The organism is Microbacterium meiriae, assembly GCF_040702565.1.
GTDB lineage: Bacteria > Actinomycetota > Actinomycetes > Actinomycetales > Microbacteriaceae > Microbacterium > Microbacterium meiriae.
Window position 1 is genome coordinate 266,036 of record NZ_JBFBLJ010000003.1, and the last position, 25,754, is coordinate 291,789.

General features: G+C 70.6%; 28 protein-coding genes and 1 tRNA gene. 25 read left to right on the plus strand and 4 right to left on the minus strand.

Features of this window, described 5'->3' with window-relative positions:
* Positions 1–109 precede the first annotated feature (109 nt).
* The 4 genes from AB0310_RS14990 to AB0310_RS15005 are packed head-to-tail and all read left to right on the plus strand — an operon-like array spanning position 110 to position 2,781.
* Positions 110–925, plus strand: a complete 816-nt coding sequence (locus AB0310_RS14990) for an amino acid ABC transporter substrate-binding protein (protein WP_366237541.1) — start codon at positions 110–112, stop codon at positions 923–925.
* Between the two features lie 3 nt (positions 926–928).
* Entirely contained in the window at positions 929–1,594 is a 666-nt protein-coding gene (locus AB0310_RS14995) for an amino acid ABC transporter permease (RefSeq protein ID WP_187662191.1), read from the plus strand.
* Positions 1,581–2,384 carry an amino acid ABC transporter ATP-binding protein gene (locus tag AB0310_RS15000; RefSeq protein WP_269474804.1) on the plus strand — a complete coding sequence of 268 codons (804 nt, stop codon included), beginning with the start codon at positions 1,581–1,583 and terminating at the stop codon, positions 2,382–2,384. The genes AB0310_RS14995 and AB0310_RS15000 overlap by 14 nt, the downstream gene beginning before the upstream one ends.
* A 31-nt stretch (positions 2,385–2,415) precedes the next feature.
* The gene (locus AB0310_RS15005) at positions 2,416–2,781 is read left to right on the plus strand and encodes an iron chaperone (RefSeq protein WP_313366738.1); all 366 of its coding nucleotides are present in this window, start codon (positions 2,416–2,418) and stop codon (positions 2,779–2,781) included.
* A 4-nt stretch (positions 2,782–2,785) separates the two neighbouring features.
* Here AB0310_RS15005 and lysE read toward each other — a convergent pair whose 3' ends face one another.
* Entirely contained in the window at positions 2,786–3,439 is a 654-nt protein-coding gene (lysE, locus tag AB0310_RS15010; RefSeq protein ID WP_187662189.1) for an L-lysine exporter, read from the minus strand.
* Positions 3,440–3,508: 69 nt separating this feature from the next.
* On the opposite strand from lysE, the gene AB0310_RS15015 reads away from it, so the two are divergent.
* On the plus strand, positions 3,509–4,393 hold the full coding sequence (locus AB0310_RS15015) for a LysR family transcriptional regulator ArgP (protein WP_366237692.1): 885 nt from the start codon (positions 3,509–3,511) through the stop codon (positions 4,391–4,393).
* Positions 4,394–4,427: 34 nt separating this feature from the next.
* On the opposite strand, the gene AB0310_RS15020 is transcribed toward AB0310_RS15015, so the two are convergent.
* Positions 4,428–5,108, minus strand: coding sequence for a YqaJ viral recombinase family protein (locus AB0310_RS15020; protein ID WP_187662188.1), 681 nt, complete (start codon positions 5,106–5,108; stop codon positions 4,428–4,430).
* Between the two features lie 248 nt (positions 5,109–5,356).
* On the opposite strand from AB0310_RS15020, the gene AB0310_RS15025 reads away from it, so the two are divergent.
* From AB0310_RS15025 to rplL, 3 genes are all read left to right on the plus strand, one after another.
* Positions 5,357–6,331 carry a hypothetical protein gene (locus AB0310_RS15025; RefSeq protein WP_366237542.1) on the plus strand — a complete coding sequence of 325 codons (975 nt, stop codon included), beginning with the start codon at positions 5,357–5,359 and terminating at the stop codon, positions 6,329–6,331.
* Positions 6,332–6,669: 338 nt separating this feature from the next.
* Positions 6,670–7,158, plus strand: coding sequence for a 50S ribosomal protein L10 (gene rplJ / locus AB0310_RS15030; protein ID WP_025104226.1), 489 nt, complete (start codon positions 6,670–6,672; stop codon positions 7,156–7,158).
* 48 nt (positions 7,159–7,206) lie between these two features.
* Positions 7,207–7,590: a 50S ribosomal protein L7/L12 gene (gene rplL, locus AB0310_RS15035; RefSeq protein ID WP_025104227.1), complete on the plus strand. Its 384-nt coding sequence runs from the start codon at positions 7,207–7,209 to the stop codon at positions 7,588–7,590.
* A 67-nt stretch (positions 7,591–7,657) separates the two neighbouring features.
* Here the strand turns inward: rplL and AB0310_RS15040 are convergent, their stop codons facing one another.
* Positions 7,658–8,662 (minus strand): LacI family DNA-binding transcriptional regulator, encoded by a 1,005-nt coding sequence (locus tag AB0310_RS15040; protein WP_268776698.1) that lies wholly within the window; start codon positions 8,660–8,662, stop codon positions 7,658–7,660.
* Positions 8,663–8,945: 283 nt separating this feature from the next.
* Between AB0310_RS15040 and AB0310_RS15045 the strand changes: the two genes are divergently transcribed.
* From AB0310_RS15045 to AB0310_RS15075, 7 genes are all read left to right on the plus strand, one after another.
* Positions 8,946–10,268, plus strand: coding sequence for an ABC transporter substrate-binding protein (locus AB0310_RS15045; RefSeq protein WP_315637825.1), 1,323 nt, complete (start codon positions 8,946–8,948; stop codon positions 10,266–10,268).
* A 110-nt stretch (positions 10,269–10,378) separates the two neighbouring features.
* Entirely contained in the window at positions 10,379–11,716 is a 1,338-nt protein-coding gene (locus AB0310_RS15050) for a carbohydrate ABC transporter permease (protein WP_187662184.1), read from the plus strand.
* A complete protein-coding gene (locus tag AB0310_RS15055; RefSeq protein ID WP_187662183.1) occupies positions 11,716–12,684 on the plus strand; it encodes a carbohydrate ABC transporter permease in 969 nt (322 codons plus the stop codon). Before AB0310_RS15050 ends, AB0310_RS15055 begins: the two co-directional genes overlap by 1 nt.
* A gap of 184 nt (positions 12,685–12,868) precedes the next feature.
* Positions 12,869–14,239, plus strand: a complete 1,371-nt coding sequence (locus AB0310_RS15060; RefSeq protein WP_268776699.1) for a cystathionine beta-synthase — start codon at positions 12,869–12,871, stop codon at positions 14,237–14,239.
* Positions 14,240–14,293: 54 nt separating this feature from the next.
* Entirely contained in the window at positions 14,294–15,454 is a 1,161-nt protein-coding gene (locus tag AB0310_RS15065; RefSeq protein ID WP_366237543.1) for a cystathionine gamma-synthase, read from the plus strand.
* Between the two features lie 47 nt (positions 15,455–15,501).
* On the plus strand, positions 15,502–16,143 hold the full coding sequence (locus tag AB0310_RS15070; protein ID WP_232089083.1) for a phosphatase PAP2 family protein: 642 nt from the start codon (positions 15,502–15,504) through the stop codon (positions 16,141–16,143).
* An 18-nt stretch (positions 16,144–16,161) separates the two neighbouring features.
* On the plus strand, positions 16,162–16,764 hold the full coding sequence (locus AB0310_RS15075) for a GNAT family N-acetyltransferase (protein ID WP_187662180.1): 603 nt from the start codon (positions 16,162–16,164) through the stop codon (positions 16,762–16,764).
* A 52-nt stretch (positions 16,765–16,816) separates the two neighbouring features.
* Here the strand turns inward: AB0310_RS15075 and AB0310_RS15080 are convergent.
* Positions 16,817–16,904 (minus strand) — tRNA-Ser (locus AB0310_RS15080).
* A 165-nt stretch (positions 16,905–17,069) separates the two neighbouring features.
* On the opposite strand from AB0310_RS15080, the gene mpaB reads away from it, so the two are divergent.
* The 10 genes from mpaB to AB0310_RS15130 all read left to right on the plus strand — a co-directional run bounded on the left by mpaB (position 17,070) and on the right by AB0310_RS15130 (position 25,738).
* Positions 17,070–18,137: a daptide biosynthesis RiPP recognition protein gene (mpaB, locus tag AB0310_RS15085; protein ID WP_366237544.1), complete on the plus strand. Its 1,068-nt coding sequence runs from the start codon at positions 17,070–17,072 to the stop codon at positions 18,135–18,137.
* Positions 18,134–20,563: a daptide-type RiPP biosynthesis aminotransferase gene (mpaD, locus tag AB0310_RS15090; protein WP_366237545.1), complete on the plus strand. Its 2,430-nt coding sequence runs from the start codon at positions 18,134–18,136 to the stop codon at positions 20,561–20,563. The genes mpaB and mpaD overlap by 4 nt, the downstream gene beginning before the upstream one ends.
* A gap of 5 nt (positions 20,564–20,568) precedes the next feature.
* Positions 20,569–20,703, plus strand: a complete 135-nt coding sequence (gene mpaA1, locus AB0310_RS15095; RefSeq protein ID WP_259951368.1) for an MpaA1 family daptide-type RiPP — start codon at positions 20,569–20,571, stop codon at positions 20,701–20,703.
* 44 nt (positions 20,704–20,747) lie between these two features.
* A complete protein-coding gene (gene mpaA2, locus AB0310_RS15100; protein ID WP_257721411.1) occupies positions 20,748–20,873 on the plus strand; it encodes an MpaA2 family daptide-type RiPP in 126 nt (41 codons plus the stop codon).
* A gap of 10 nt (positions 20,874–20,883) precedes the next feature.
* Positions 20,884–21,003, plus strand: a complete 120-nt coding sequence (gene mpaA3 / locus AB0310_RS15105; RefSeq protein WP_292788270.1) for an MpaA3 family daptide-type RiPP — start codon at positions 20,884–20,886, stop codon at positions 21,001–21,003.
* 68 nt (positions 21,004–21,071) lie between these two features.
* Positions 21,072–21,884, plus strand: coding sequence for a daptide-type RiPP biosynthesis methyltransferase (gene mpaM / locus AB0310_RS15110; protein WP_366237546.1), 813 nt, complete (start codon positions 21,072–21,074; stop codon positions 21,882–21,884).
* Positions 21,881–23,566 carry a daptide biosynthesis intramembrane metalloprotease gene (gene mpaP, locus AB0310_RS15115; protein ID WP_366237547.1) on the plus strand — a complete coding sequence of 562 codons (1,686 nt, stop codon included), beginning with the start codon at positions 21,881–21,883 and terminating at the stop codon, positions 23,564–23,566. The genes mpaM and mpaP overlap by 4 nt, the downstream gene beginning before the upstream one ends.
* Positions 23,563–24,285, plus strand: coding sequence for an ATP-binding cassette domain-containing protein (locus AB0310_RS15120; protein WP_363446815.1), 723 nt, complete (start codon positions 23,563–23,565; stop codon positions 24,283–24,285). The genes mpaP and AB0310_RS15120 overlap by 4 nt, the downstream gene beginning before the upstream one ends.
* Entirely contained in the window at positions 24,282–25,010 is a 729-nt protein-coding gene (locus AB0310_RS15125; protein ID WP_366237548.1) for an ABC transporter permease, read from the plus strand. Before AB0310_RS15120 ends, AB0310_RS15125 begins: the two co-directional genes overlap by 4 nt.
* Positions 25,007–25,738, plus strand: coding sequence for a hypothetical protein (locus tag AB0310_RS15130; protein ID WP_366237549.1), 732 nt, complete (start codon positions 25,007–25,009; stop codon positions 25,736–25,738). The genes AB0310_RS15125 and AB0310_RS15130 overlap by 4 nt, the downstream gene beginning before the upstream one ends.
* Positions 25,739–25,754: the final 16 nt, after the last annotated feature.

The following is a 25,754-nucleotide window of genomic DNA, read 5'->3' on the forward strand; positions in this document are numbered from 1 at the left end:
CATCCGGCGTCATCCGATGCGGGGAACGCCCGGAGCGACGCGTACTGTGGGGGAGTTCCCGCGGTCGTCGCGTAAACTCGCACCCGCGCTTCTCACCCCAGGAGGGTCCATGTCCCGTCGTCTCATCGCCGTCACCGCACTCGTCGTCGCCGCTGCCGCCCTGACCGCGTGCAGCGGTTCGAGCACGCCCGCGAGCACGGACGGCGAGAGCGCCGCGGGCTCCGACCTCGGCCTGGTGAAGGACGGCACGCTGACGGTCGCGACCGAGGGCACGTACCGGCCGTTCAGCTTCCACGGCGACGGCGGCTCCGGCGACCTCACCGGCTACGACGTCGAGATCATCCAGGCCGTCGCCGACGAGCTCGGTCTGAAGGTCGAGTTCCAGGAGACACAGTGGGACGCGATCTTCGCGGGGCTCGACGCGGGCCGCTTCGACGTGATCGCGAACCAGGTGTCGATCAACGACGAACGCGAGGCCAAGTACCTCTTCAGCACCCCGTACACGGTGTCGCCCGGCGTGATCGTGGTCAAGGAGGACGACGACTCCATCTCGTCGTTCGACGACCTCGAGGGCAAGACCACGGCGCAGTCCCTCACGAGCAACTGGTACGAGCTGGCCACCGAGTCCGGCGCCAAGGTCGAGGGAGTCGAGGGCTGGGCGCAGGCCGTGGAGCTCCTCCGCCAGGGCCGGGTGGACGCCACCGTCAACGACAAGCTGACCTTCCTCGACTACGAGACGACCAACAGCCCGACCGGCCTGAAGATCGCCGCGGAGACCGACGACGCCGGCGAGCAGGCCTTCGTGTTCACGAAGGACAAGGAGGCGCTCGTCGATGCGGTCGACGAGGCGCTCGACACGCTCCGTGCCGACGGCACACTGGCCGAGATCAGCGAGAAGTACTTCGGCGAGGACGTCTCGCAGTAGGCGATGCAGAATCCCTGGGAGCTCTTCTTCTCCTCGCTCGGGCCGATCGCCTGGGCAGGGCTGACGGCGACGATCCCGCTCGCCCTGGTGTCGTTCGTCCTGGGGCTCGTGATCGCGATCGGCATGGCGCTGATGCGGATCTCGGTGCACCCGGTGGTGTCCGGCATCGCGCGGTTCTACATCTCGGTGATCCGCGGCACGCCGATGCTCGTGCAGCTCTTCGTGATCTTCTACGGCCTGCCGTCCGTCGGGGTGACCCTCGATCCGTGGCCGAGCGCCATCATCGCGCTCTCGCTCAACGTCGGCGGCTACGGCGCCGAGGTCGTGCGGGCGGCGATCCTCTCGGTGCCGAAGGGGCAGTGGGAGGCCGCGTACACGGTCGGCATGAACCGCACCCGCACGCTGACCCGCATCATCCTGCCGCAGGCCGCCCGGGTCTCGGTGCCGCCGTTGTCCAACACGTTCATCTCGCTCGTGAAGGACACCTCCCTCACCTCGCTGATCCTCGTGACGGAGCTGTTCAAGGTGGCGCAGCAGATCGCCTCCACCACGCTCGAGTTCATGGTGCTGTACCTGGCCGCGGCGCTGGTCTACTGGGTGATCTGCCTGGTGCTCTCCTTCGGGCAGAGCGCCCTGGAGAGGAGGCTCGACAGTCGTGTCGCGCACTGACCCCACGGCCGAACCGCTGCTCACCGCACGCGGGCTGCACAAGAGTTTCGGCACCACCGAGGTGCTCCGCGGCTTCGACCTCACATTGCATCGGGGCGAGGTCGTGGTGCTCATCGGGCCCAGCGGCTCGGGCAAGACGACCGTCCTGCGCGCCCTGAACGGGTTGGAGACGCCGGACGCGGGGACCATCGTGATGGCCGGGGGACCGGAGATCGACTTCGCACCGGAGGTGCGCCCGAAACCGCGCGTGGAGAAGCAGCAGCGGCTGGCGCTGCGTGACCGGTCGGCGATGGTGTTCCAGCACCACAACCTGTTCCCGCACCTGACCGTGCTGGAGAACGTCATCGAAGGGCCGTGGCGGGTGCAGGGCCGTCCGAAGACCGAGGTCGTCGCCGAGGCCCAGGCGCTGCTCGCCCGGGTCGGCCTCGCCGACAAGGCGGACGCGCGGCCGCATCAGCTCTCCGGAGGGCAGCAGCAGCGGGTCGGCATCGTGCGGGCGCTGGCCCTGCAACCGGACCTGCTGCTGTTCGACGAGCCGACGAGCGCCCTCGATCCGGAGCTGGTCGGCGAGGTGCTGCTCGTCATCAAGGAGCTCGCCGATGAGGGATGGACGATGGCCGTCGTCACCCACGAGCTGAGCTTCGCCCGCGAAGCCGCAGATCACGTGCTCTTCCTGGACGGCGGCGTCGTCGTGGAGCAGGGGCCGCCTGCTCAGCTGTTCAGCGCCCCGCAGCACGAACGCACGCAACGGTTCCTCACGCGCATCCTCCGTCCGCTCGACGGCGCCTGAGCCCTCGACCCCGAGGGCGATCGGTGGCAGGATGCGGTGCGTGGGCATCATCGACGACTACCTGACCGACCTCGACGCGGCGGACCGCGCAGTGATCGATCGTGTGTACGCGATCGCCACGGAGGAGGTGCCGGATGCGGAGCAGGGCAAGGGGTATGGGATGCCGGCGCTCGTGCTCGCCGGAAAGCCTCTGCTCTCGGTGATGCGTGCGAAGAAGCACATCGGCGTCTACCCGTTCAGCCCCGAGGCGGTCGCTGCCGTGGCGGGCCTCCTCGACGGTCATCCCGAGATCAGCGTCGACAAGGGGACGATCCGGTTCCAGCCGGAGCACCCGCTGCCGGAGGACGCGGTCCGGGCCCTCGTCCGGGCGCGGGTGGCGCAGATCGACGCGGCGTGAGTGGCTAGGCGTCCAGCACCGGGAGCACCAGGCTCACCGCCAACGTGATCATCACGACCGCGATCACCGCGTCGAGGAGACGCCAGGAGCGCGGGGTGCGCAGCCACCGTCCGAGGTAGCGGGCACCGAAGCCGAGGGCGGTGAACCAGAGGAGGCTCGCGATGACCGCCCCTGCCGCGAACAGCCATCGCTCGTCGCCGTGCGTCGCGGCGATCGAGCCGAGCATCAGCACCGTGTCGAGGTACACGTGCGGGTTCAGCCAGGTCAACGCCAGTGTCGTGAGGATCACCGGGGCGAGGCGGGTGCGGGTGAGGGTCCCGGTGCCACCGGACGCCTCGAGGACCGGAGCGTCGCCCCCGTCGACCACCAGCTCCTCGCCGCCACGCCAGGCCCGTCGCGCCGCGAGCAGCCCGTAGCCGAGGAGGAACAGCGCCCCTGCCCAGCGGGCAACGACGACGAGCCAGGGAGCGGCGGACAGCACGAAGCCGAGCCCGGCGACGCCGGCGATGATCAGCACGGCGTCGGAGAGGGCGCAGACGATCACGACGGCGAGGACGTGCTCGCGCCGGATGCCCTGTCGCAGCACGAACACGTTCTGCGCGCCGATCGCGACGATGAGCGACAGGCCGAGGCCGAGGCCGGCGAGAACGGTGAGCATGCATCGAGCCTAGGGATGCTGGCCATGAGGTGCAGCGAAGATTCCTTTCTCACCATTAGCATGGCTGATGTGAGGATCGACCCGGAGCTCGCCGCCACGCTCGCCGCCGTCGCGGACGAGGGGACCCTCGACGCCGCCTCCCGCCGCCTGCGCGTCACCCCGTCCGCGGTCAGTCAGCGGCTCAAGGCGCTCGAGGAGCAGCTCGGGCGGATCCTCCTCGTGCGCAGCAAGCCGGTCCGCCTCACCGAGGCCGGGGAGTCCGTCGTGCGCCTCGCGCGGCAGATCGCGCTCCTGGAGCAGGATGCGCTCGCCGGGGTCGGCATCGAGGAGGGCGGTGGGGGACACCGCATCACGGTGCCTCTCGCCGTCAACGCGGATTCCCTGGCGACCTGGTTCCTCCCGCCGATGGCGCGCCTCTCGGCCGCGCACGACATCGACCTGGACCTGCACCGCGACGATCAGAACTTCACCGCCCGACTGCTCGAATCGGGAACGGTCATGGCCGCGGTGACGAGCGAGGCCACGGCGGTCGCGGGGTGCACGGTCACGCCCCTCGGCGTGCTCGAGTACCGCGCCATGGCCGAGCCTGCCTATGCCCGTCGATGGTTCCCTGACGGCGTGACGCCCGCCGCGCTGGCGCACGCGCCGTTCGTCGACTTCGACCGCCGGGACACCCTGCAGCACGAGTGGCTGGCGGCACGGGGAGTGCCGGCGGCGGGCGTTCCGCGACACTACGTCCCGGCGTCGCACGACTACGCGCTCGCGGTCGGCCTCGGCCTGGGCTGGGGGATGGTGCCGCGACTGCAGGAGGTCCCCGGGCTCGTCGCGCTCGGCGGTCCGACCCTGCGCGTTGCCCTGTACTGGCAGCAGTGGAACCTGCGCTCCGCGCTGCTGGACACGATCGCGGCCGAGGTCGCGGGAGAAGCACGTCGCATACTCGCTCGCGACCCCTGACGGGGCGGGTCGTCCCGAGGCCCTCGGCGTTCGCTCAGTCGGCGAGGGCGAGGGCGCGGAAGGCGTCGCGCTCGCGGAGCTGCTCGCGGCGACTGTCGACCGGGGCGACGGAGCGCGTCGGCACCGCGCGTCCCGTCGTGCGACGGTACAGCTCGTCGATGAGGTCGGTCGCGAGGCCGACGAGTTTGGCGATCTCGCGGTCGTCCCGGTCGATCCACACGCAGCGGGGCTCGTCGTGGATGGGGGAGAAGTCGACGTGCTCCTCCCAGACGAACAGGGTGCGCTCGGCGCCCAGCACGTGCTGCTGCCACCAGACCTGGCGCAGGTACGTGCGCGGGATGCCGCGGAAGGCCTTGTTGGTGGTCTTGATCTCCGCGAGGCTGACGCGACCGTCCGCGTCCACCGAGATGCCATCGGGGGTGGCCAGGTGGCGGTGCTCGACCTCGGCGCGGAACAACGCGGAGGAGGGGAAGATGCCGTGCGTCGCGGCGACCCAGGCGGCGATCTCGGGCTCGCGGCGTCGACCGTGGTCCGTGTAGGCGTTGCCGCCGAACCGCGGCCCCCCGCCGAGCTTGGCGTCGGCGGCACGGGCGATCGAGCGTTCGCTGGTGAGTCCGGCGACGTCGGTGGCCGTGATGCCCCGGGACCGTGCCCTCATCCACGCCACGCGGTCGCGCGAGTCCGCGACGATGCGAGCTTGGAGTTCCGGGGTCACCAGAAGACTCTAACTCTCCCCCACCCCCGTTCCCGCCGTACACGCCGCCCCTCCCGCCCTCCCGACGAGCCACCCCCTTCCGTGCGTCCCGGCCCCCTGCGTGCGCGCACAAGGGGGTGGCTCGAACGCAAAGGGGTGGGTCGAGGACGAGGGGTGTCTTCCTGCACAGGGCGCGGGAGGGAGAGAAAGGGTGTGGGGAACTGCGGGAAGGCGGGGGATCGGCGAGAGGAGAGGGGAGAGTCGGGGGGATGAGACAGGTGAGTGTGGACGAGATCCGGGCGATGCTCCTCGGTCGTCGGCGGCTGGAGGAGGAGGGGTGGGGGTCTCGGACGCTCCACGCCGCGGTGGAAGGGCGGCAGCTGCATCATGTGCGTCGCGGGTGGTACCTCGCGCAACGGGACTGGAGCGATCTCGCCCCGGAGTCCCGGCACCGTGCGGAGGTGGTGGCCGCCGACCTCGCGGCCTCGGGGACGCGGCCCGTGTTCTCGCACGCCTCGGCTGCGGTGCTGTGGGGTCTGCCGCTGTACCGGGTGCGGCCGACGAGGGTCCATGTGACGGCGCCCCCCGACCGTCGCCACAGCATCTCGGGGATCCTGCGGCACGAGGGCGCGGTTGCCGCCGGCGACATCGTGGAGCGCGACGGCATCCGCTGCACCTCCCTCGCCCGGACGGTCGTCGACCTCGCCCGCACGGCCGCTCCGGAGGCGGCTCTCGCCGTCGCGGATGCCGCCCTCGCTCTGGTCGGCGGCGACCCGTGGGAGTTCGACGACACCGCGGCGCAGGCTCTCCTGACGGACCTCGCGGATCGAGTGCGTCGTCCCCGGCTCCGCGGCATCGTGCAGGCCCGTCGGATCGTGGTCCTGGCCGACGGGCGCGCGCAGCTTCCGCTGGAGAGCGTGACGCGGTACCGGCTCCATCAGCTCGGCTTCGGCAGGCCGCGTCTGCAGGTGCCGGTGGACGGACCGCGCGGCGGTCGGTTCTGGATGGACATCGCCGTCGACCAGTCCCGCACCTTCGTGGAGTGCGACGGCCGGGACAAGTACCTGGACGAGGGCCTCCGCGGCGGCCGGCCCGTGTCACAGGTCGTGCTCGACGAGAAGATCCGCGAGGACTGGGTGCGCGGGACCACCGGCTGGCGGGTGGTCCGGGTGACGAGCGAGCACGTCGCCTCCCTCGCCGCGGCCGACGCACACTTCCGCGCCCTCAACCTCTTCGCCCGCTGAGTCGCTGACCCACCCCCTTCCGTGCGCTCCGGCCCGTTGCGTGCAGGCGTAAGGGGCCGGGACGCACGCAAAGGGGTGGGGCGGCGGAGGAGGAGGGACGGAGGAGGAGGGGGATTTGGGGGGAGAGGGAGCGTGGGGTACAGTGGTCATAACCGAAGACCGCTGGTCGTCGTGTGCGCGTGAGTGCACAGGATCGAAGCTCTGCATCGCAGGGGCCCGCGCAGGTGTCACGAACTTCCGAGCTCCGTGCGCTTGCGCCGGAGCTCTTCTCTTTTGCAGGGGGTCGGAGGCCGGCGCCCCACCACCGTGCGGCGCCTCGTACACACCAAGGAGTGACCATGGCGCAGAAGGATGCATCGGTCAACGAGCTCACGAAGTCATTCGAGAACTCGAACGCCGTCCTGCTGACCGAGTACCGCGGTCTGACGGTTGCCCAGCTCAAGCAGCTGCGCAACAGCATCCGTCAGGACGCTGAGTACGCCGTGGTGAAGAACACGCTGACCAAGATCGCCGCCAACAAGGCCGGCATCTCCGCGCTGGACGACGACCTCAAGGGGCCGTCGGCTGTCGCGTTCGTGCACGGTGACTTCGTCGCCACCGCCAAGGCTCTGCGTGACTTCGCCAAGGCCAACCCGCTTCTCGTGATCAAGTCGGGCATCTTCGAGGGCAAAGCCCTCACCGCCGACGAGGTCAACACGTACGCCTCGCTCGAGAGCCGCGAGGTTCTGCTGGCGAAGGCCGCGGGCATGATGAAGGCGACGATGGGCAAGGCTGCGGCCACCATCGACGCGCTTCGCGAAAAGCTGGAGACCGCCGAGGCCGCGTAAGCGACCGGCGATCTCGTCTACAAACCCCATCTATCTAGGAGATACATCATGGCGAAGCTTTCCACCGAGGAGCTGCTCGAGCAGTTCGCCGGCCTGACCCTCATCGAGCTCAACGAGTTCGTGAAGGCGTTCGAGGAGAAGTTCGAGGTCACCGCTGCTGCCCCCGTCGCCGTCGCCGGTGCCGCTGGCGGCGCAGGCGAGGCCGCGGCCGAGGAGGAGAAGGACTCCTTCGACGTCATCCTCGAGGCTGCCGGCGACAAGAAGATCCAGGTCATCAAGGCTGTCCGCGAGCTCACCTCGCTCGGCCTCGGCGAGGCCAAGGCCGTCGTCGACGGTGCTCCGAAGGCCGTCCTCGAGGGCGCCAACAAGGAGACGGCCGAGAAGGCCAAGGCTGCTCTGGAAGAGGCTGGCGCGACCGTCACCCTCAAGTAATTCCAGCGCACCAGCGCTTCTGCGAAGGCCCCGGGTTCCGCCCGGGGCCTTCGTGCGTCCGCGGGGGTCAGCGCGGCGCCGCGGTCGAGCTGCGGACGACGAGCGCCGAGGCGGCTTCGACGCGCTCGACCGGAGCATCCGGCTCGCTCATCCGCCGCATCAGCAGGCGCACGGCTTCCCGTCCCTGATCCCGCGGCGACTGTCCGATCGTGGTGAGGGCGAACATCTCCGCATGCTCGTGGTCGTCGATCCCGACGACGCTGAGCTCGGTCGGCACCGCGATGCCCAGGCGGCGAGCCGCGATCACGGCGCCGATGGCCGCCTCGTCGCACACGCCGACGATGGCGGTCGGACGGTGCCGCCGGTCGCCGAGGAGTCCCGCCGCCGCCGCGTAGCCGCCCGGCATCGTGGGAGCCGAACCGGCGACCCGCGCCCGCGGCGTGAGTCCCGCCGCGTGCAGCGCCTCCCGGTAGCCGGCCAGGCGGCGGGCGTCGCCGTAGCTGAGGTCGGTGTCATCCGTGGCACCGCCCACGAACGCGATGTCGGTGTGCCCGAGGTCGATGAGGTGTTCGGTGGCGATCCGGGCGGCGGCCGCGTCGTCGATCGACACGGCGCTCGATCCCGCGCTGTAGGGGCCCACGCTCACGAGCGGTCGCCCCGTATGGTGCAGCCGTTCCAGCTCGCGGGCGCTGGGCTGGATGCCGACGGCGATGATGCCGTCGAACCTCCGGCCGGGCAGCACGCTCTCGAACAGCCGCTCCCTGGTCTCCGAGCGCTCGGGGACGCCGTAGAGCGAGAGGTCGTAGTCGAGCGCGAGCAGCGATTCCTGCACGCCCGCCAGCAGCTCGGCGAAGAACCACCGATCGACCGGCGGCATCACCAGGCCGATGGTGCCGGTACGCCCCGTGGCCAGGCTCGTGGCGGAGGAGTGCGCGACGTACGCGAGGTCCTGCGCCGCCTCCTCCACCCGCTGCCTGGTCTCCTCCGAGACATAGCCGCGGCCGCTGAGCGCACGACTCGCGGTCGCTTTGGACACACCGGCGCGCATCGCGACGTCGGCGATCGTGCTCATCGTGTCCTCCTCGACCCGGTTCCACGACGGCGAGCGATCGGGCACTCGCCGGGAGCCATCGTAGTCGTTCCACACCGGGGGAGGAACCGGTTCCAGGCGCGCCGGACTGGGAGCGCTCCCACCTTGTCGTCCACTCGGATGTCAAAGGGTTGTGATCTTGTAACCTTCCCCAGTTGTACGGCGCGAAGGAACCCGAGTAGGTTGGCCTGGAATCGGTTCCCCAATGGTTGCGGCGATTGCTCTCCTTGGGCGGACTGAAGATCCACCTGAAGAGGAGAAGTACATGGCTTTGTCACAGCGATACCGCCTGCTCGCCCCCATCGCACTCGTCGGCGTCGCGTCTCTCGCGCTCGCCGGCTGCGCCGAGGGCGGGGGCGACGAGGGCGGAGAGACCAAGGACACCGTCCGGATCTCCGGCGGCATCACGGGCGTCGAGGCCGACGACCTGAACGCGTCTTTCGAGCAGTTCACGAAGGACACCGGTATCAAGGTCGAGTACACCGGCGACAAGGGCTTCGAGGGCAACATCGTCACCAAGGTGACGGGTGGAGACGCCCCGGACATCGCGATCGTCCCGCAGCCCGGTCTGCTCAAGACCCTCGTCGACACGGGCAAGGTCATGCCGGCCCCCGAGGCCGTCGAGTCCGCCGTCGACGAGAACTGGTCCGAGGACTGGAAGAAGTACGGCACGTTCGACGACACCTTCTACGCGGCGCCGATGCTGGCGAACCTCAAGGGCTACGTCTGGTACTCGCCGAAGCAGTTCGCCGAGTGGGGCGTCGAGGTCCCGGAGACCTGGGACGACATGATCGCCCTCACCGACACGATCGTCGAGAAGACCGGCGGTCCGGCCTGGTGCGCGGGCTTCTCCTCCGAGGCGGCATCCGGCTGGCCGGGAACGGACTGGATCGAGGACCTCGTCCTGCGCCAGTCGGGCCCCGAGGTCTACGACGACTGGGTGGCCGGCGACGTGAAGTTCACCGACCCCGAGATCAAGCAGGCCTTCGACGCCGTCGGTGAGATCCTGCTTAACCCGGAGTACGTCAACGCCGGCTACGGCGACGTCAAGAGCATCAACTCGACCGCCTTCGGTGACGTCGCCAACGCGGTGGCCAAGGGCGACTGCGCACTGACCCACCAGGCCTCGTTCCTGTCGGCGAACTTCCTCGACACGGAGACCGCGGACGGCAACGTCCCCGAGGTCGCACCGGACGGCGACGTCTACGCGTTCATCATGCCGGGCGAGACCGCGGGCGAGCTCCAGGTCGAGGGCGGCGGCGAGTTCGTCGCGGCGTTCTCGGACGACGAGGCCACCCAGAAGGTGCTCGAGTTCATGGCATCGCCCGAGTTCGCCGACGCGCGTGTCGAGCTCGGCGGCGTCATCTCCGCCAACAAGAACGCCGACCCGAGCCTCGCTTCGAGCGAGTTCCTCCAGGAGGCGATGACCATCATGCAGGACGACGCGACGACCTTCCGGTTCGACGCTTCCGACCTGATGCCGTCGACCGTCGGCTCGGGCTCGTTCTGGAAGGGGATGGTCGACTGGATCGACGGCAAGGACACCGACACGGTGCTCTCCGACATCCAGGCCGGCTACGAGAACTGATCGCCTCGACGCGATCTTCGTAGGCAGAGCGGGGCCGGGCTGCACAGCCCGGCCCCGCTCCACCGATCCGTACTGCGCGGGAACCCAGCACGATCCAGAAGGGGACGTTCATGTCGCACGCGACCATCGAGAAACCCGTCGAGGCTGACGCGCCGCCGACGACGCATGGCACCGACGAGAAGGGGAGGAAGGCCACGCGGACGGTCCTCGCGATCGGCTTCGTCGTCGTCGCCGCCCTCGCTCTCCTCCTCGTCTTCACCGCCCCGACCGAGGAGTCCTCGCGGATCACGATCGGGTTCTCGCTCAACAGCTTCTTCCTGTGGCTGGGCGGTCTGAATCCGTTGGTGCAGATCCCCGCCGTGCTGCTCGTGTTCGGCGTGGTCGTGGCGATCATCCTCGTGCTGATCGAGTTCGCGCCCCGCCCCGGTCGCGGCTACTCGATCATGCGGCTGGTCGCGTGCCTCGTCATCCCGGTGCTCGCCCTGCTGCTGCTTCGTCCCTACGCGAACGCCGTGGTGTACGTCGTCGCGATCGCACTGCTCGTCGGTGCGCTCCTCTTCTTCGCCGACTTCCGCGCCCGACAGGGAGCCGGTTACCTGTTCCAGCTCGTGCTGTTCATGGCTCCCGCGGCGATCATGCTGCTGCTGGGCCTCATCTACCCGGCGATCTCGACGATCTTCAAGTCCTTCTTCGACAAGTCGGGGAACCAGTTCGTCGGACTCGAGAACTACATCTGGGTCTTCACGAACCCGGTCGGTACGTCGTCGGTGATCAACACCATCATCTGGGCGCTGCTCGCTCCGGTGATCTCGGTGGTCATCGGTCTCGCGTACGCCGTCTTCATCGACCGTGCGCGCGGTGAGAAGTTCCTGAAGGTGCTCGTGTTCATGCCGGTGGCGATCTCGTTCGTCGGCGCCGGCATCATCTGGAAGTTCATGTACGACGCCCGCCAGGGCGACCAGATCGGTCTCCTCAACGCCATCGTCACCGCTTTCGGCGGCGACCCCGTGCAGTGGCTGGCCATCAAGCCCATCCTCAACACGCTCATGCTGCTCATCGTGTTCATCTGGACCCAGACCGGCTTCGCGATGGTCATCCTCTCCGCCGCGATCAAGGCCGTGCCGATCGAGCAGATGGAGGCGGCCGAGCTCGACGGCACGAACGCCTGGCAGCGCTTCCGCAACGTGACGGTGCCCGGCATCCGGTCGTCGCTGATCGTCGTCCTCACGACCATCACGATCGCCTCGCTGAAGGTGTACGACATCGTCGCCGTGATGACCGGCGGTCGTGACGAGACCAGCGTGCTCGGTTTCGAGATGGTCAACCAGCAGCAGCGGTTCCAGAGCTACGGGCACTCGTCGGCGCTCGCCGTCGTGCTGTTCCTGTTCGTGTTGCCGCTGATCGTCTACAACGCCCGATCGATGGCCAAGCAGAGGGAGATCCGCTGATGAGTGCAACCCAGGCCACCGTCGTGGACAACCGCACCAAGCGCCAGGTGGCGCGCGACACGCGTCGTAACGAGGCGACCGCCCACAAGAAGCTGACCTCGAAGGGGGCGACGATCGCGGCCGCGGTCATCGCGCTCTTCTGGACGATCCCGACCTTCGGCCTCTTCGTGACATCGTTCCGCCCGGGCGCCGACACGCAGAACAGCGGCTGGTGGACGGTCTTCTCCAACCCGGAGTTCACGTTCGACAACTACGTGCAGGCGTGGAACTCGGGCGGGACCTCGACGACCCTCGCGACCGCGTTCATCAACTCGCTGGCCATCACGATCCCGGCCACCGTGTTCCCGATCGTGATGGCGGCGCTGGCCGCGTACGCGTTCGCATGGATCGACTTCAAGGGTCGGAACATGCTCTTCATCTTCGTGTTCGCGCTGCAGATCGTGCCGCTGCAGATGGCCCTCGTACCGCTGCTGAGCCTGTTCTCGGACGGGCTGACGATCAACGACGTGCCGATCTTCCCCGGGTTCGGGCTGAACGAGGTGCAGTACAGCTTCGCCCGCGTCTGGATCGCGCACGCGATCTTCGCGCTGCCGCTGGCGACGTTCATGCTCCACAACTTCATCTCCGAGATCCCGGGCGAGATCATCGAGGCGGCCCGCGTCGACGGTGCCGGACACGGACAGGTGTTCTTCCGGATCATCCTGCCGCTGGCGGCTCCGGCGATCGCGTCCTTCGCGATCTTCCAGTTCCTCTGGGTGTGGAACGACCTGCTGGTCGCGACGATCTTCGCCTCGCCCGGCGCCCTGCCGATCACCCAGGCGCTGAACTCGCTCTCCGGGACCTGGGGCAACAAGTGGTTCCTGCAGTCCGCGGGAACGTTCATCTCGATCATCGTCCCGCTGATCGTGTTCTTCGCCCTGCAGCGCTTCTTCGTCCGCGGCCTGCTGGCCGGCGCGACGAAGGGCTGACCCTTCGACGGGCTCATGCCCTTCGACGGGCTCATGCCCTTCGACGGGCTCAGGGGCCCAGGCCCTTCGACGGGCTCAGGGCCCTTCGACGGGCTCAGGGACCCAGGTTCTGGGTCGCTGAGCCTGTCGAAGCGCGGGTGAAACACAGCCCCGGCGGCGGGATCCCGCGCCGTACCCTGAACAGATGAAGTACGCAGACTCCATTGTCGACCTCGTCGGCGACACGCCCCTGGTGAAGCTCCAGCACGTCACCGAGGGCATCGCGTGCACGGTGCTCGTGAAGCTCGAGTACCTGAACCCGGGCGGGTCGGCGAAGGATCGGATCGCGGCCCGGATCATCGACGCCGCCGAGGCCGCGGGGGACCTGCAGCCCGGCGGGACGATCGTCGAGCCCACGAGCGGTAACACCGGCGTCGGGCTCGCCCTCGTCGCCCAGCAGCGCGGCTACCGCTGCGTCTTCGTGCTCCCGGACAAGGTGGGCGAGGACAAGATCGACGTGCTCCGCGCGTACGGCGCGGAGGTCGTCGTGACCCCGACCTCGGTCCCGGCTGACAGCCCGGAGTCGTACTACAGCGTGAGTGACCGGCTGGCACGGGAGATCCCCGGGGCGTTCAAGCCGAACCAGTACGAGAACCCGAACGGGCCGCGCAGCCACTACGAGACGACGGGACCGGAGATCTGGCGGGACACCGACGGCCGGGTCACCCATTTCGTCGCCGGCGTGGGGACGGGCGGCACGATCACCGGCACCGGCCGCTATCTGCGCGAGGTGTCCGACGACGCGGTGCGCATCATCGGCGTCGACCCCGAGGGCAGCGTCTACAGCGGCGGCACCGGTCGGCCCTACCTCGTCGAGGGCGTGGGCGAGGACATCTGGCCGGGGGCGTACGACCCCGCGGTCCCGCACGAGATCGTCGCGGTCGGCGACGCGGAGTCCTTCGCGATGACGCGGCGCCTCGCCCGCGAGGAGGGCATCCTCGTCGGCGGCTCCAGCGGCATGGCCGTGGTCGGCGCGCTGCGGGTGGCGAAGGACCTCCCGGCGGACGCGGTCATGGTCGTGCTCCTCCCGGACGGCGGGCGCGGCTACCTGGGCAAGATCTTCAACGACGGGTGGATGCGTTCCTACGGTTTCAGCGAGGTGGAGGAGGGGGAGACGGTCGCCGACGTGCTCGCGGCCCGGTCCTCCCGCCACGGCCTTCCCGACCTCGTGCACGCACACCCCACCGACACGGTGCTCGAGGCGATCGGCATGATGACGGAGTACGAGGTGTCGCAGCTCGTCGTCCTCAGCGCCGAGCCGCCGGTGATGATGGGCGAGGTCGTCGGCACCGTCGACGAGAAAGGCCTGCTCGACCTGCTCTTCCGTGGCGACGCCGAGCCGAGCGACGCCGTCGGCGCGCACGTGGGGGAGCGGCTGCCGCTGATCGGCATCCATGCGCCGGTCGCGCAGGCACGGGCCGCGCTCGCCGACGCCGACGCCCTCCTCGTCACCGAGGACGGCAAGCCCCACACGGTGCTGACCCGGCAGGATCTGCTCGGCTACCTCTCGCGGTGACGCGGGACGTAACAGGCCGGGACCCGTCGGAGGACCCGGACGTAGGCTGAGAGCATGTCCGACCACGCCCACGCCTTCGCCACACGAGCCATCCACGCCGGACAGGCGCCCGACCCGATCACCGGGGCGATCATCCCGCCGATCTATCAGGCGTCGACGCACGTGCAGGACGGCATCGGAGCGTTCCGCGAGGGCTACGAGTACAACCGCGCGGGCAACCCGACGCGCTCCTCCTTGGAAACGCAGCTCGCCGCTCTCGAGGGCGGGGTCGGGGCCCTGTCGTTCGCCTCGGGGCTCGCGGCGGAGGACGGTCTGCTCCGCGGCATCCTCAAGCCCGGCGACCACGTGCTCCTCGGCAACGACGTGTACGGCGGCACCTACCGTCTGCTCACGAAGGTGCTCGCGCCGTGGGGGATCGACACGACCACGGTCGAGCTCTCCGACGTCGAGGTGATCCGGGCGGCCATCCGTCCCGAGACCCGCATCGTGTGGCTGGAGACGCCGAGCAACCCGCTGCTGAAGGTCATCGACATCGCACTCATCGCCGAGGTGGCGCACGCGGCCGGGGTGCTCGTCGTGGTCGACAACACGTTCGCCTCGCCGGCTCTGCAGCAGCCGCTCGCGCTCGGCGCCGACCTCGTCGTGCACTCGACGACGAAGTACCTCGGCGGGCACTCCGACGTGCTCGGCGGCGCCGTCGTCTTCGGCGACGACCGCTTCGTCGAGGCCGTGAAGTTCCAGCAGTTCGCGGTGGGCGCGGTCTCGGCGCCGCTGGATGCCTGGCTGACGACCCGGGGCATCAAGACCCTCGCCGTGCGGATGCGGCAGCACTCCGAGAACGCGCAGGCGATCGCCGAGTGGGCGCAGGCACGGCCGGAGTTCGCGCAGGTCTTCTACCCGGGCCTCGCCTCGCACCCCGGTCACGAGATCGCCGCGCGGCAGATGAGCGGCTTCGGCGGGATGCTGTCGCTGGGCCTCGCCGCGGGTGCGGACGCTGCCCGGGCCTTCGCCGAGAGCACGACCGTGTTCCAGCTCGCCGAGTCCCTCGGCGGCGTGGAGTCGCTCATCGGCTACCCGCCGGAGATGACGCACGCGTCGGTCCGCGGAACCGAGCTCGCCGTCCCGGAGAACGTCGTGCGTCTCTCCGTCGGCATCGAGGACGTGGCCGACCTCATCGCGGATCTCGAGGAGGGGCTCGCCCGCATCGCCCGCTGACCGGCACGCCGACCCGCGATCGCGGGGGCGTCCGTCACAATGGGACGATGAATCGACGGATGCTGCTGTGGTGGGGCGTCGCCTGCCTCCTCCTGGCCACTGCCCTCGGCGCTCTCGTCGTCTTCGTGTATCCGCAGACGCCGGGCCTCGACCAGTGGTGGAACGACACGATCGCCGCGGTCCGCGCGGACTGGATGCTGAGCTTCGCCCTCGCGCTGAACTGGATCGGCGGCGGCTGGGTCGCCATCCTCGCCGTGCCGCTGGGGACGATCCTCGTCCTGCTGCTCCTGCGGCGATGGCGGGGTGCGCTGTTCGCCGCGCTCTGCTTCCTCGTCAGCGCGGGCGCCGTGCAGCTCCTGAAGAACATCTTCGGCCGTGCCCGACCGCACGACATGCTCGTCGTGAGCGATTACGGCTCGTTCCCGTCCGGCCACACCGCGAACGCGGCGACCATCGCCCTCGTGCTGTGGGTGCTCTTCCCGCGGGTGTGGGTGGCGATCGTGGGGGCCGCATGGATCGTGCTCATGGCTCTGTCGCGCACCTTCCTGTCGGTGCATTGGGCGACGGACACGCTCGGGGGTGCGTTCGTCGGGGCCGGGGTCGTCCTCGTGCTGGCGGCCTGGCTGGTGCCGTGGGTGCGACGCGACGTCGAGGCGACCGCACGCGCCGATAGGCTGAGCGGAACCTGACCTGCCCGAGGAGCCTCCGTGTCGCGTATCCGTCCCTACCGTCCGACCGATCGCGCGGCGATGTTCGAGATCTGCCTGCGGACGGCCGACGCCGGGGGAGACGCCACCGGGGTGCTGTCCGATGACGAGCTCTGGGGGAACCTCTTCGCGGTGCCGTACGTCGAGCGGCACCCGGACCTCGCCTGGGTCGTGGAGGCGGAGGACGGGCGCACCATCGGCTACATCGTCGCCACCGACGACACCGACGCGTTCTACGCCTGGTTCCGTGATGAGTGGTGGCCCACCCTTCACGCGCGCTATCCGCGGTCGGCCGACCCGCAGACACGCGAGCAGAAGCTGATCGAGTACGGGTACACGAGGGAGCCGGGCGTCGAGCCGAACGCGGCGGAGTATCCGGCGCATCTGCACATCGACCTGCTGCCGGAGACCCAGGGGCAGGGGCTGGGGCGCGGTCTCATCGAGACGCTCTTCGCCGAGTTGCGCCGACGCGGTGTCCCGGCCCTGCATCTGGGGATGGACCCCGCGAACAGCGGCGCGGCCGCCTTCTACGAGCGGCTCGGCATGACCCGGCTGCCGTCCGGACCGGGTGGTCTGACGTACGGGGTGCGCTTCGACGGCTGACGGCACCCGAAACGAGAGAAGACCTCCGCGATGCGGAGGTCTTCTTCGTCTGTGGCGGTGACGGCGGGATTCGAACCCGCGGTTGCTTGCACAACACACGCTTTCCAAGCGTGCTCCTTCGGCCGCTCGGACACGTCACCAGGGAACAACCTGTCCATCCTATCCGATGTCCCGCCGACCTCGTGACATACCGGCGATCACCGGGCGCGGCGGTGAAAGCTGTTATATTGCACGTCACCAGAGGTCTGGATATCTTCATATGAAGACGCAAAGGCGTCAGACGGATCCGGTTCTCTGGGGGGATCATGGGGACGAGTGCGACGACGGCACGACGCGACGAGGGACCGACGGGCGAAGACCCGCTCCTCGGCCCGCACGCCCTGCGGGCGTGGGTCACGGGAGCGCGGGAGGCCCGCACCCGCGTGTTCCTGCGGGAGGCCGAGGCGGGGGCGGAGGCTGTCGCTGCGGCGGCAGGGCCCGAGGATGTGATCTTCCAGCCCCTCGAATCGACGTCGCGGCCGGGGACGGCGAGGATCGTCGGTTACAGCGGAACGCTCGCCGACCTCGGCGACGAGTTCTTCCTGGGGGAGCGCGGCGTCGAGCTCCAGGACTACATCGCGGCCTCGTTCGTCCAGATCATCGGACCGACGGCCGTGCGCTTCTTCGACGAGGCGAGCTGGCGCGCCTTCCTCGACGACGCCGATCTCGCCCGCAGCACCGGGGTCTTCGCCGCCGCGATGCTCGACCCCCGGGTGCTGCTCGCGGGTCGCCACGTTCTCGCGCGGCCACACGAGGTGGAGACTCCGAGCGCCCTGCGCATCGACGCGGACGGTGGCGTGCACCTCGGGCTGCAAGGGCAGGAGATCGGTCACGTGCGCGACCTCCCCGCCGTCCTCGGGCAGGCCCTGCCCGAGGCATCGGCGCTGGGCGGCGTGCCCGGCTCGGCCGACCTCATCACCGAACTCGACGCCCGGCTGTGGATCGGCCGGTACCTCGATGCGGCCGATCTCCGGAAGATGCTCCGCCTGCCGAACGGCACCGGCCGGATCGCGGGCTTCGGATGGACACTCCTCGACGACGGCCTGGCGGATGCGGAGCCCGAGGCCACCGATCCGTTCCTGCTCGACACCGCCGAGGGGTTCCTGCTCGCCGATGTCGGGACGCGGCGCCGGCACCTGCTGTCCCCGCTGACCGCCACCGTGGTCGACGCGATCCAGACCTCACGGACGCGCGGGCTTGCGGCGGCTCGCGTGGCACGGGCGTGCGGAGTGCCCGACGCGCATGCGCGGCGACTCTGCCTCGAGGCGCTGGAGGTGCTCGGCCTCCATCTCGGCCGTCCGGTCGAGAGCGGCCAGAGCGGCGGCACCCGATGAGCGTGCCGCACGCGCTGTGGACATCCATGCTCCCCGCCGACACCGCCTTCCCTCCGGATCGCGTGGCGGTGGGCGCCTCCGGGCATCGGATCTCCTACGCCGACGGCTCCCACCGTCTGTGCGCGACGAGCGGGCTGTGGAACGTCCCCCTCGGCTTCGGCAACCCCCGGGTCGCCGAAGCGGTGAACAGGGCCGCGCACGACGCCTCGTATCTGTCGCTGTTCCGCGCACCGCACCGGTACGCCGAGGATGCCGCCGACGCCCTCATCGCCCTCGCGGGTTCCGAGCGCTACCGCCGCGTGATCTTCTCCACATCGGGCGGGGCGGCCAACGATGCCGCGATGAAGCTCGCGCGGCAGTACTGGGCGCAGCAGGGCGCGGGCTCTCGATCCCTCGTCGTCGGTCTCCGCGGCAGCTATCACGGCACGATGTACGGCAGTCACGTGCTGAGCGGCGACGACCTGCTGCAGTCCGTCTACGGCGTCGACCGGCGGACGGTGCGGCACGTGTCGCACTCCGACGACGGGGAGGAACTCGCGGCGCTGCTGGAGCGCGAGGGGTCCCGCGTCGCCTCGGTCGTGGTGGAGCCGGTCCTGGGCAGCGGCGCCCACGCCCTGTCCGACGCCTTCGTCCACCGTCTCCTGGAGCTGCGGGAGCGGCACGGGTTCCTGCTGGTCGCGGACGAGGTCGCGACCGGCTTCGGCCGCACCGGCTCGCTGTTCGCCACCGACCGCTGGGCGTCCGCTCCGGACGTCCTCATCCTGTCGAAGGCGCTGACGAACGGCGCGATGGGGGCCGCCGTGCTCCTCGTCGGACACCGCATCGCGATGGCCTACGCGCGCGGCGGGTGGACCTTCGTCCACGGGGAGACGCAGGCGGGCACGCCGGCCTGCGCCGCGGCGATCCTCGCCGTGATCGACGAGCTCCGCCGTATCGACGTCGAGGCGACCGCCCAGGCACTGGCGACCGCGCTGCACCGCCTCGCCCGGAGCTGGCAGGACGAGGGCATCGTCACCGATGTCACCGGCTCCGGCTGCTTCGTCGGCCTGGGGCTCCGCCGGCCCGACGACTCCCCGCTCTCCGGCACCGAGGTCCTGGAGGTGGTGTCCGCCATCTCCGACAGCGGCGTCGTGGTCCACCCCGGGTCCGAGCTCCTTCCAGCTCATCCCCGCCTACGGCTTCTCGCCGGCGGAACTGGCCGAGACCGATCGTGCCGTGCGGGCCGGTCTGGCGCGCGTGCGGGAGGCGGCGGCATGAGCGCGCCCTTCGCCGGCCGCGTCCCCACACTGTGGCACGGGCCCCGCGCCCGAGAGACGACGGGGCGTCTGACGGCGGGGCGGGACACGCTCGTGATCGCCGACGCGGCCGTCGCGCACACCTTTCCGACCGCACAGCAGGTGCGGAGGATGACGGTGGACGCCTCCGCGGTGGACGAGGTCGGGGTCCTCCTGATCGCCGACGAGATCATCCGGCGCCCGCCCGAGGTCATCGTGGCCGTCGGAGGCGGGAGCGTCCTCGATGCGAGCAAGATCGCGGCCCTGGCGCTCAGCCCCGGACGCCTCTTCGACTTCGCCCTCCGGCACGCGGCGACGGCAGCGCTCACGGTCCTGCCCGACGCGCCTCCGCCCGTCGACATCATCGCGATGCCGTCGACACTCGGCACGTCCTCGGAGACGAACAGCGTCGCCATCCTCCGGAACAGGTACGGGTCCCGGCTCCTCATCGGTCGACCGCTGCGCCCGCGTCACGCCGTCCTCGATCCCGAACGGCTCGCCACGCTCAGCCCCGCTGCCGTGCGGGAAGGGGCGCTGGAGGCCTTCCTCCGGGTGGCCGGAGCGTCGACGAGCCCGCGGACGGAGCGAGCGGAGCGCGACGCGAGGCTGCTCGGCCGCGCTCTCCTCGAGGTCGCAGCCGGCGAAGCGATATCGGCGGCGGGGCGCCTGCGTCTCGCGCGCCTGAGCGCCGCCACCCAGCGCACGGCAGCGCTCCGCGGACCCGATCCGTACAGCGCCCGACACTGGTACCTCGCGAACGAGGTCGCCTTCCATCTCGGCGTCCGCAAGATGACGGCCACCGTGGCGGTCATCGCCGCGGTCTGGCGTCGGATCGGCGCGGGCGATCTCCGCTGGGGTGATCGCGTCAGCCTCGACGCGTTCTGGACGGGCGTCGTGGGCGCGACCGGGCTACCCCGCGAGCCGGCCGACGGCATCGCCGCGCTCGTCGATCAGGCAGACCTCCCGTCACCGCCGCGCCCGAGCGCACGGGAGATCGATCGGGTCGCCGCTGCGGTCGAGACCGCCTGGGGAGACCACCGACCCATGCTGCGCGGAATCCGTGCCGCGGACATCCGCGCCGTGCTCCACGACTCCCGGTGGAGCACGCCCCCGGTCGGCGATCGCCGGCCCCGAACGGCCGAGAGGAGGTGATGTGAATGAACGACAGCACGGAGATGAGCATCCGGTTCCAGGAGCTCGACCCGATGGAGGCGCCCAGCTGGGACAGCTTCTACCAGGGCGTGATCGGCGCGCTGGTCCTCATCGGGATCGGCGCGGCAGCCGCCACCTGATGCCGCCTGGCCGTATCCGGATCAGACAGAGGAAGGAGGGACGCATGACCGCAGCACTGCCGGCGCTCGAGTTCACCGAACTCGAGGCCATGGATGCGCCGGGCGATGCCGACGACTACATCCGCGGCTTCGCCGTGGGCGTGATCATCGGAATTCTCGCTCTGACCTAGGAGGTGCACGTTGCAGACCACGTCGCTGGAGTTCCTGGAACTCGAACAGATCGACACCCCGCTCGAGTGGTGGGAGCACGCGAGCTACATCATCGCGATCATCGGCGGAGCCGCCGCCATCGCGACCTGACAGAGGGTGCGGGCGGGATCGTCCGCCCGCACCCCCCGACCATCCCTGCGAGGAGAGGCGATGCACGGATGACATCCCTGATCACCGAGACCGTGGCAGCACGGCTCGACCTGGTCGGCGCGACCGCCCGCGGGCAGGATCTGTACGCCGGGGTCGGCACAGACTTCTACGACCGGCTCGTCGGCCCGGACCGGGCGGAGGTCCGGGAGGTCCTGGCGCTCGCGCGCGCGGTCCCCGGTCCCGTCCTCGACCTCGCGGCCGGGAGCGGACGGCTGACGGTGCCGCTCGTGCGCTCCGGGCACCACGTCACGGCGGTCGATCTCTCGGCGGACATGCTCGCGCGCCTCCGCGGAGCCGTTCCGCACGGCGCGACGGTCGAGTGCGTCGTCGCGGACATGCGCGACCTCGCGCTCGACGGGCGGTACGGTCTGGTCATCCTCGGGGCGACCTCCATCACGGTGCTCGACCGGGAGGGCCGGGCGCGTCTCTACGCGGGTGTCCGACGTCATCTCGACTCCACCGGTGTCTTCGCCCTCACCGTCGCGGGCAGAGCGTCGGCGGACCGCCTCGCGGTGACGACCGACCGCGAGATCGTGGTTCCCGGAAGCGCCGGAGACGAGCCCTACCTCTTCGCCCAGCAGATCGAGGACGACGGCGCCGTACGGGTGGTCAACTGGGTCCGTCTCGCCGACATCGCCCCGGGCGCGGAGGTGCCGGTGCTCACGAGCCGGCTGCACGTGCTGAGCCCCGAGATCCTGGCCGACGAACTCGTCGCGGCCGGCTTCACGGCCCCCCGGATCTCTCCGGTGCGGACGCCAGTCCCCGGGGAGATCCTGCTCCTCACGACGTCTCCCTCCGGGGATCGAGGGGGTGCGCGATGACCACCGCGGGTTCCCGGTCCCTGTGGCGACAGCGCGGACGAGGGCGGGACCCCCTCACCGCGGAGACGTGTCCCGCTCTGGCGACCGGCGTGGACTTCGAGCCCACCGGCGAGGGCTCCGCGTGGCTCGCCACGGTGCAGGGTGTCCCGTCCGCGCGGCTGTCCCGGGCGGCGGTCGACCTGCTGACGGCGATGGACGGCCGGACCCCGGTCTCCGCGCTGCGGGTACGCTTCGCGCCGGAGGCGACCGACGAGAGCGTGCTGCGACTGGTGGAGCGCTTCCGCGACAACGGTCTCTTGGACGGGGGCGCGTCCCGCCCGCCCGGCCGCGTCGCCTACCGGCCGCCGTTCACCCTGCAGTTCGCGACGCTCCGTGCGCCCGCCCTCTTCGCGCGCCTGGACCGGCTGGTCGTCCCCGTCCCGGGCCGAGCAGCCCTCGCGGCCGTCGCCGCGGTGCTCGTCGCCGGGGCCGTCGCCGCGATCCTGCAGGCCGGCGATCTCAGGAACGTGCTCACGCGCCCCCTACCGCTCACCGGCTTCGTCGTCGTCGTCGTGGCGCTGGGACTCGCGACGCTGTTCCACGAGGCCGCGCACGGGCTCACCCTCACCCGGCTGGGCGGTCGGCCCCGACGCGCCGGGTTCATGCTCTTCTATCTCACGCCCGCGTTCTTCGTCGATGTGACGGACGGATGGCGGCTCGCCGACCGTCGGCATCGTGTGGCGATCGCGCTCGCCGGTCCGGCCGTCCACGCCACCGCGGCGGCGGTGGCGATGCTCGCGGCTCTCGGCCTGCCGGCGTCGACGGCCCGCGAGACGCTGCTGCTCCTCGCGATCTCCTGCACTGTCGTCGTCCTCGTGAACCTGATCCCGTTCGTGCGGTTCGACGGGTACATCGCGTTGATGAGTGTGCTGGACGAGCCGAATCTCCGGGGGAGGACGGTCCGCGACGGCGCGGGCTTCCTCGCCCGTGTCCTGTTCGGCGGCCCGCGGCAGCCTCGGGCGCTCGAGCGGTGGTGGAGTGTGCCGTTCGGCCTGTGCTGTCTGATCGCGCCGGTCGTGATGGTGCTGTTCGCGGTCGTGCGGACCGCACAGCTGCTCGCCGGAGGCGGGCCGGGGGCGAGCCTCGTCGTGCTCGCCCTGGAGAGCGTCGTGGTCGTGGTGGGCGTCGCCCTCCTGGTGCGCGCACTGATCCGTGTGCGGCGATCCGGTGTCTCCCGGACTCGTCTCGTCGCGGTGACCGCCGCGCTCGCCGTCGGCACGGTGGCCGCCGGCATCCTCATCCCGGTCCCGACGGCCGCGACACTCGGGTACTGGGTGGACGACGACCGCGTGGTCCTGGTCCGCGGAGGATCGGACGCCGGTGCAGACATCCCGGACGGTGCACGCGTCATCCTGTCGACGCGGGGGATCCTCGCGAACGAGGACCGGGGTGAGGGGAGGACCGCGGTCCAGCCTGCGGCGGAGGCCGAGGTCCCGATCGAGGCGCTGTACCCGGTCAGGGTGCCCGGGGTGACTGTCGCGGCGACGGCCGTTGCGGAGGTCGAGGTGACCGGGGACAGAAGCGCCCTGCCGGCAGCCGGACAGGCGCGGGTCGAGCTGGGCACGACCCCGCTGTGGCATGCGCTCTGGGCCGCGGCCGTGTCGCCGCTGGCGACCCCCACGAGCGAGGAGGAGAGAGGATGACCATGAATCAGCACGCCATCGAGGTGCGCGGCCTCACCAAGAGGTTCGGACACCGCACCGCCGTCGAGGACCTGTCGTTCGCCGTGCCCCGCGGAGCGATCGTCGGGCTGCTCGGACCGAACGGCGCAGGGAAGTCGACGACGCTGCGCGCGATCGTCGGCCTCGTGCGCCCGACCGGCGGAGAGACCCTCATCGACGGGGCGCCGTTCGGTGCGCTCGACAACCCCGCCGTGCACGTCGGCGTCCACATGGACGGGTTCGGCTTCGAGCCGGGCATCTCGGGGCGACGGCATCTGGAGATCTGCCGCCTCGCCGCCGGGGCGCCCCGCGACCGCGTCGACGAGGTCCTCGCCGAGGTCGGCCTGGCCGCCGATGCGCGTCGGCGCGTGAAGACGTACTCGACGGGCATGGCCCAGCGGCTCGGGCTGGCCGCCGCATTGATCGGCGCGCCGCGGACGCTCATCCTCGACGAACCGGCCAACGGGCTGGATCCCGACGGCATCCGCTGGCTGCGCCGGTTCCTCCGCGGTTTCGCCGAACGCGGCGGCACGGTCCTCGTCTCCAGTCATCAGCTCCCCGAACTCGAGCAGGTCGTGGACGAGGTCGTCGTGATCAAGCGTCGGGCGCTCTTCGCCGGACGGCTGGACGATCTGGTCACCGGCGGGGCCGACTCGCTCGAGAGCCGGTACTTCGACCTCGTCGAGGGAGCCCCGGCATGAGCGACGTGATCCGCAGCGAGCTGCTGCGCGCGGTGAGCGGGCTGTCGATCCTCGCCGTGTACCTCGTCGCCGTCCTCATGCCGACGTTCGTGCTCTTCTCCGACGGCTCGCGTTTCGCTCTGGACGGCCTCGACGCCGACGCGGCGACGGCGCGACTGCTGGAGCCGCTCGCGTGGTCGGTCATCTCGGCGGCGTTCGTCGGTGCCTACCCGGTGACGCGGGAGTACTACTACGGCTCCATGGACCGCACGCTCACGGCGGTCGGGTTCCGTCGCGCCTTCCGCGGGAAACTGGTCGCCGGCGTCCTCATCGCCCTGGCGCTGGCCGGCGTCGTCTTCCTGCTGTGGACGCTCGCGATCTCCCTCCTGCTCGCGCGCCACGGGCTCGCGCTCGTCTTCACCGCCGAGGCATGGCGGATCATCGCCGGGGCCGTGGCCGGGGTCGTCCTCGGTGCTCTCATCGGCGGGGCGATCGGCTGGATCACCCGGAATTACTACGCGACGGCGATCATCGTCCTCGTCTTCCCGATGGCGCTGGAGTTCGCGCTGCTGCGGACGGCACCGGAGATCGCGCGGTTCTCACCCGGGATGGCCATCGCCGCGCTGAGCGTGCCGGAGTACCAGGGACGACTGCTCGCCTTCGTGCCTGCCCTCGGCATCGGGGTGGCATGGGCGATCGGCCTCGTCGCGCTCGCCGCCGTCCGGGGACGCCGGAGCGTCGCGTGATCGGTCGGGCGCTACGGGCGCAGGCGCGCGGCGCGGTCGGGGATGTCGTCCTCCTCGGGATGGCGCTGGCGGCCTTCGTGCTGTCCCTGTCCCTGGCGACCAGCGTCCCGGCGGAGCTCGGCGATGCGCCACGGGAGGCGCGGGAAGGACTGGTGGCACCCTTCGACGGCGTGCTCGCGACCTACGCCGGCATCCTCGCCGCCGTCTACGGTTCCTTCCGCTACACGATCGACCGGCGGGACGGTGTCGTCGCGCAGCGACTGATGCTGGAGTCCCGGTGTGCGATGCTCGTCGTCCGTATGCCTGCCTCGGCGCTGGGCGGCGCGGTCGTCGCGGTCGCGGCCGTCCTCGGCGGCCGCGCGGCGCTGTTCGTCACGATGGGCGGGATCCCCGTGCATCCGTCCGCCGTCATGGCCGCCCTCGCCCTCGGCGCGGCCGCCGCCCTCTGGGGCCTGGGGGTCGGCATCGTCGTGCAGGCGCATCTCGCGGCGCTGTTCGTCACCGCGTTCTCGATGGGGGTCGGGCTGCTCGTGGCGATGTTCTGGAGCGCCGGCGCCGTCTACCTGCCTCTTCCTGCTCTGCTCGACGCCTTCCGGTTCGACGGGTCCGCCATCGGGATCCCGGCGGGCGGAGGACTCGGGCTGCTGGCGGCGCCGATCGCGGCGGGCTGGATCCTCCTCGCGGTGGGGGCGGGATCGGCCGTGTTCCTGCGGCGGGACGTGACCTAGGCCCGCGGGAGGCGAC

Excerpts from the sequence above, each read along its gene's own strand:
- AB0310_RS14995 (WP_187662191.1), top strand. The coding sequence starts at position 929 with ATGCAGAATCCCTGGGAGCTCTTCTTCTCCTCGCTCGGGCCGATCGCC.
- mpaD (WP_366237545.1), top strand. The coding sequence starts at position 18,134 with ATGAGCGTGCCGCACGCGCTGTGGACATCCATGCTCCCCGCCGACACC.
- AB0310_RS15055 (WP_187662183.1), top strand. The coding sequence starts at position 11,716 with ATGAGTGCAACCCAGGCCACCGTCGTGGACAACCGCACCAAGCGCCAG.
- AB0310_RS15045 (WP_315637825.1), top strand. The coding sequence starts at position 8,946 with ATGGCTTTGTCACAGCGATACCGCCTGCTCGCCCCCATCGCACTCGTC.
- AB0310_RS15025 (WP_366237542.1), top strand. The coding sequence starts at position 5,357 with ATGAGACAGGTGAGTGTGGACGAGATCCGGGCGATGCTCCTCGGTCGT.
- mpaA2 (WP_257721411.1), top strand. The coding sequence starts at position 20,748 with ATGACCGCAGCACTGCCGGCGCTCGAGTTCACCGAACTCGAGGCCATG.
- mpaB (WP_366237544.1), top strand. The coding sequence starts at position 17,070 with ATGGGGACGAGTGCGACGACGGCACGACGCGACGAGGGACCGACGGGC.
- AB0310_RS15120 (WP_363446815.1), top strand. The coding sequence starts at position 23,563 with ATGACCATGAATCAGCACGCCATCGAGGTGCGCGGCCTCACCAAGAGG.
- AB0310_RS15005 (WP_313366738.1), top strand. The coding sequence starts at position 2,416 with ATGCGGTGCGTGGGCATCATCGACGACTACCTGACCGACCTCGACGCG.
- rplL (WP_025104227.1), top strand. The coding sequence starts at position 7,207 with ATGGCGAAGCTTTCCACCGAGGAGCTGCTCGAGCAGTTCGCCGGCCTG.
- mpaP (WP_366237547.1), top strand. The coding sequence starts at position 21,881 with ATGACCACCGCGGGTTCCCGGTCCCTGTGGCGACAGCGCGGACGAGGG.
- AB0310_RS15065 (WP_366237543.1), top strand. The coding sequence starts at position 14,294 with ATGTCCGACCACGCCCACGCCTTCGCCACACGAGCCATCCACGCCGGA.
- AB0310_RS15040 (WP_268776698.1), bottom strand. The coding sequence starts at position 8,662 with ATGAGCACGATCGCCGACGTCGCGATGCGCGCCGGTGTGTCCAAAGCG.
- mpaA1 (WP_259951368.1), top strand. The coding sequence starts at position 20,569 with ATGAACGACAGCACGGAGATGAGCATCCGGTTCCAGGAGCTCGACCCG.
- AB0310_RS15060 (WP_268776699.1), top strand. The coding sequence starts at position 12,869 with ATGAAGTACGCAGACTCCATTGTCGACCTCGTCGGCGACACGCCCCTG.
- AB0310_RS15070 (WP_232089083.1), top strand. The coding sequence starts at position 15,502 with ATGAATCGACGGATGCTGCTGTGGTGGGGCGTCGCCTGCCTCCTCCTG.
- AB0310_RS15050 (WP_187662184.1), top strand. The coding sequence starts at position 10,379 with ATGTCGCACGCGACCATCGAGAAACCCGTCGAGGCTGACGCGCCGCCG.
- lysE (WP_187662189.1), bottom strand. The coding sequence starts at position 3,439 with ATGCTCACCGTTCTCGCCGGCCTCGGCCTCGGCCTGTCGCTCATCGTC.
- AB0310_RS15125 (WP_366237548.1), top strand. The coding sequence starts at position 24,282 with ATGAGCGACGTGATCCGCAGCGAGCTGCTGCGCGCGGTGAGCGGGCTG.
- rplJ (WP_025104226.1), top strand. The coding sequence starts at position 6,670 with ATGGCGCAGAAGGATGCATCGGTCAACGAGCTCACGAAGTCATTCGAG.
- mpaM (WP_366237546.1), top strand. The coding sequence starts at position 21,072 with ATGACATCCCTGATCACCGAGACCGTGGCAGCACGGCTCGACCTGGTC.
- AB0310_RS14990 (WP_366237541.1), top strand. The coding sequence starts at position 110 with ATGTCCCGTCGTCTCATCGCCGTCACCGCACTCGTCGTCGCCGCTGCC.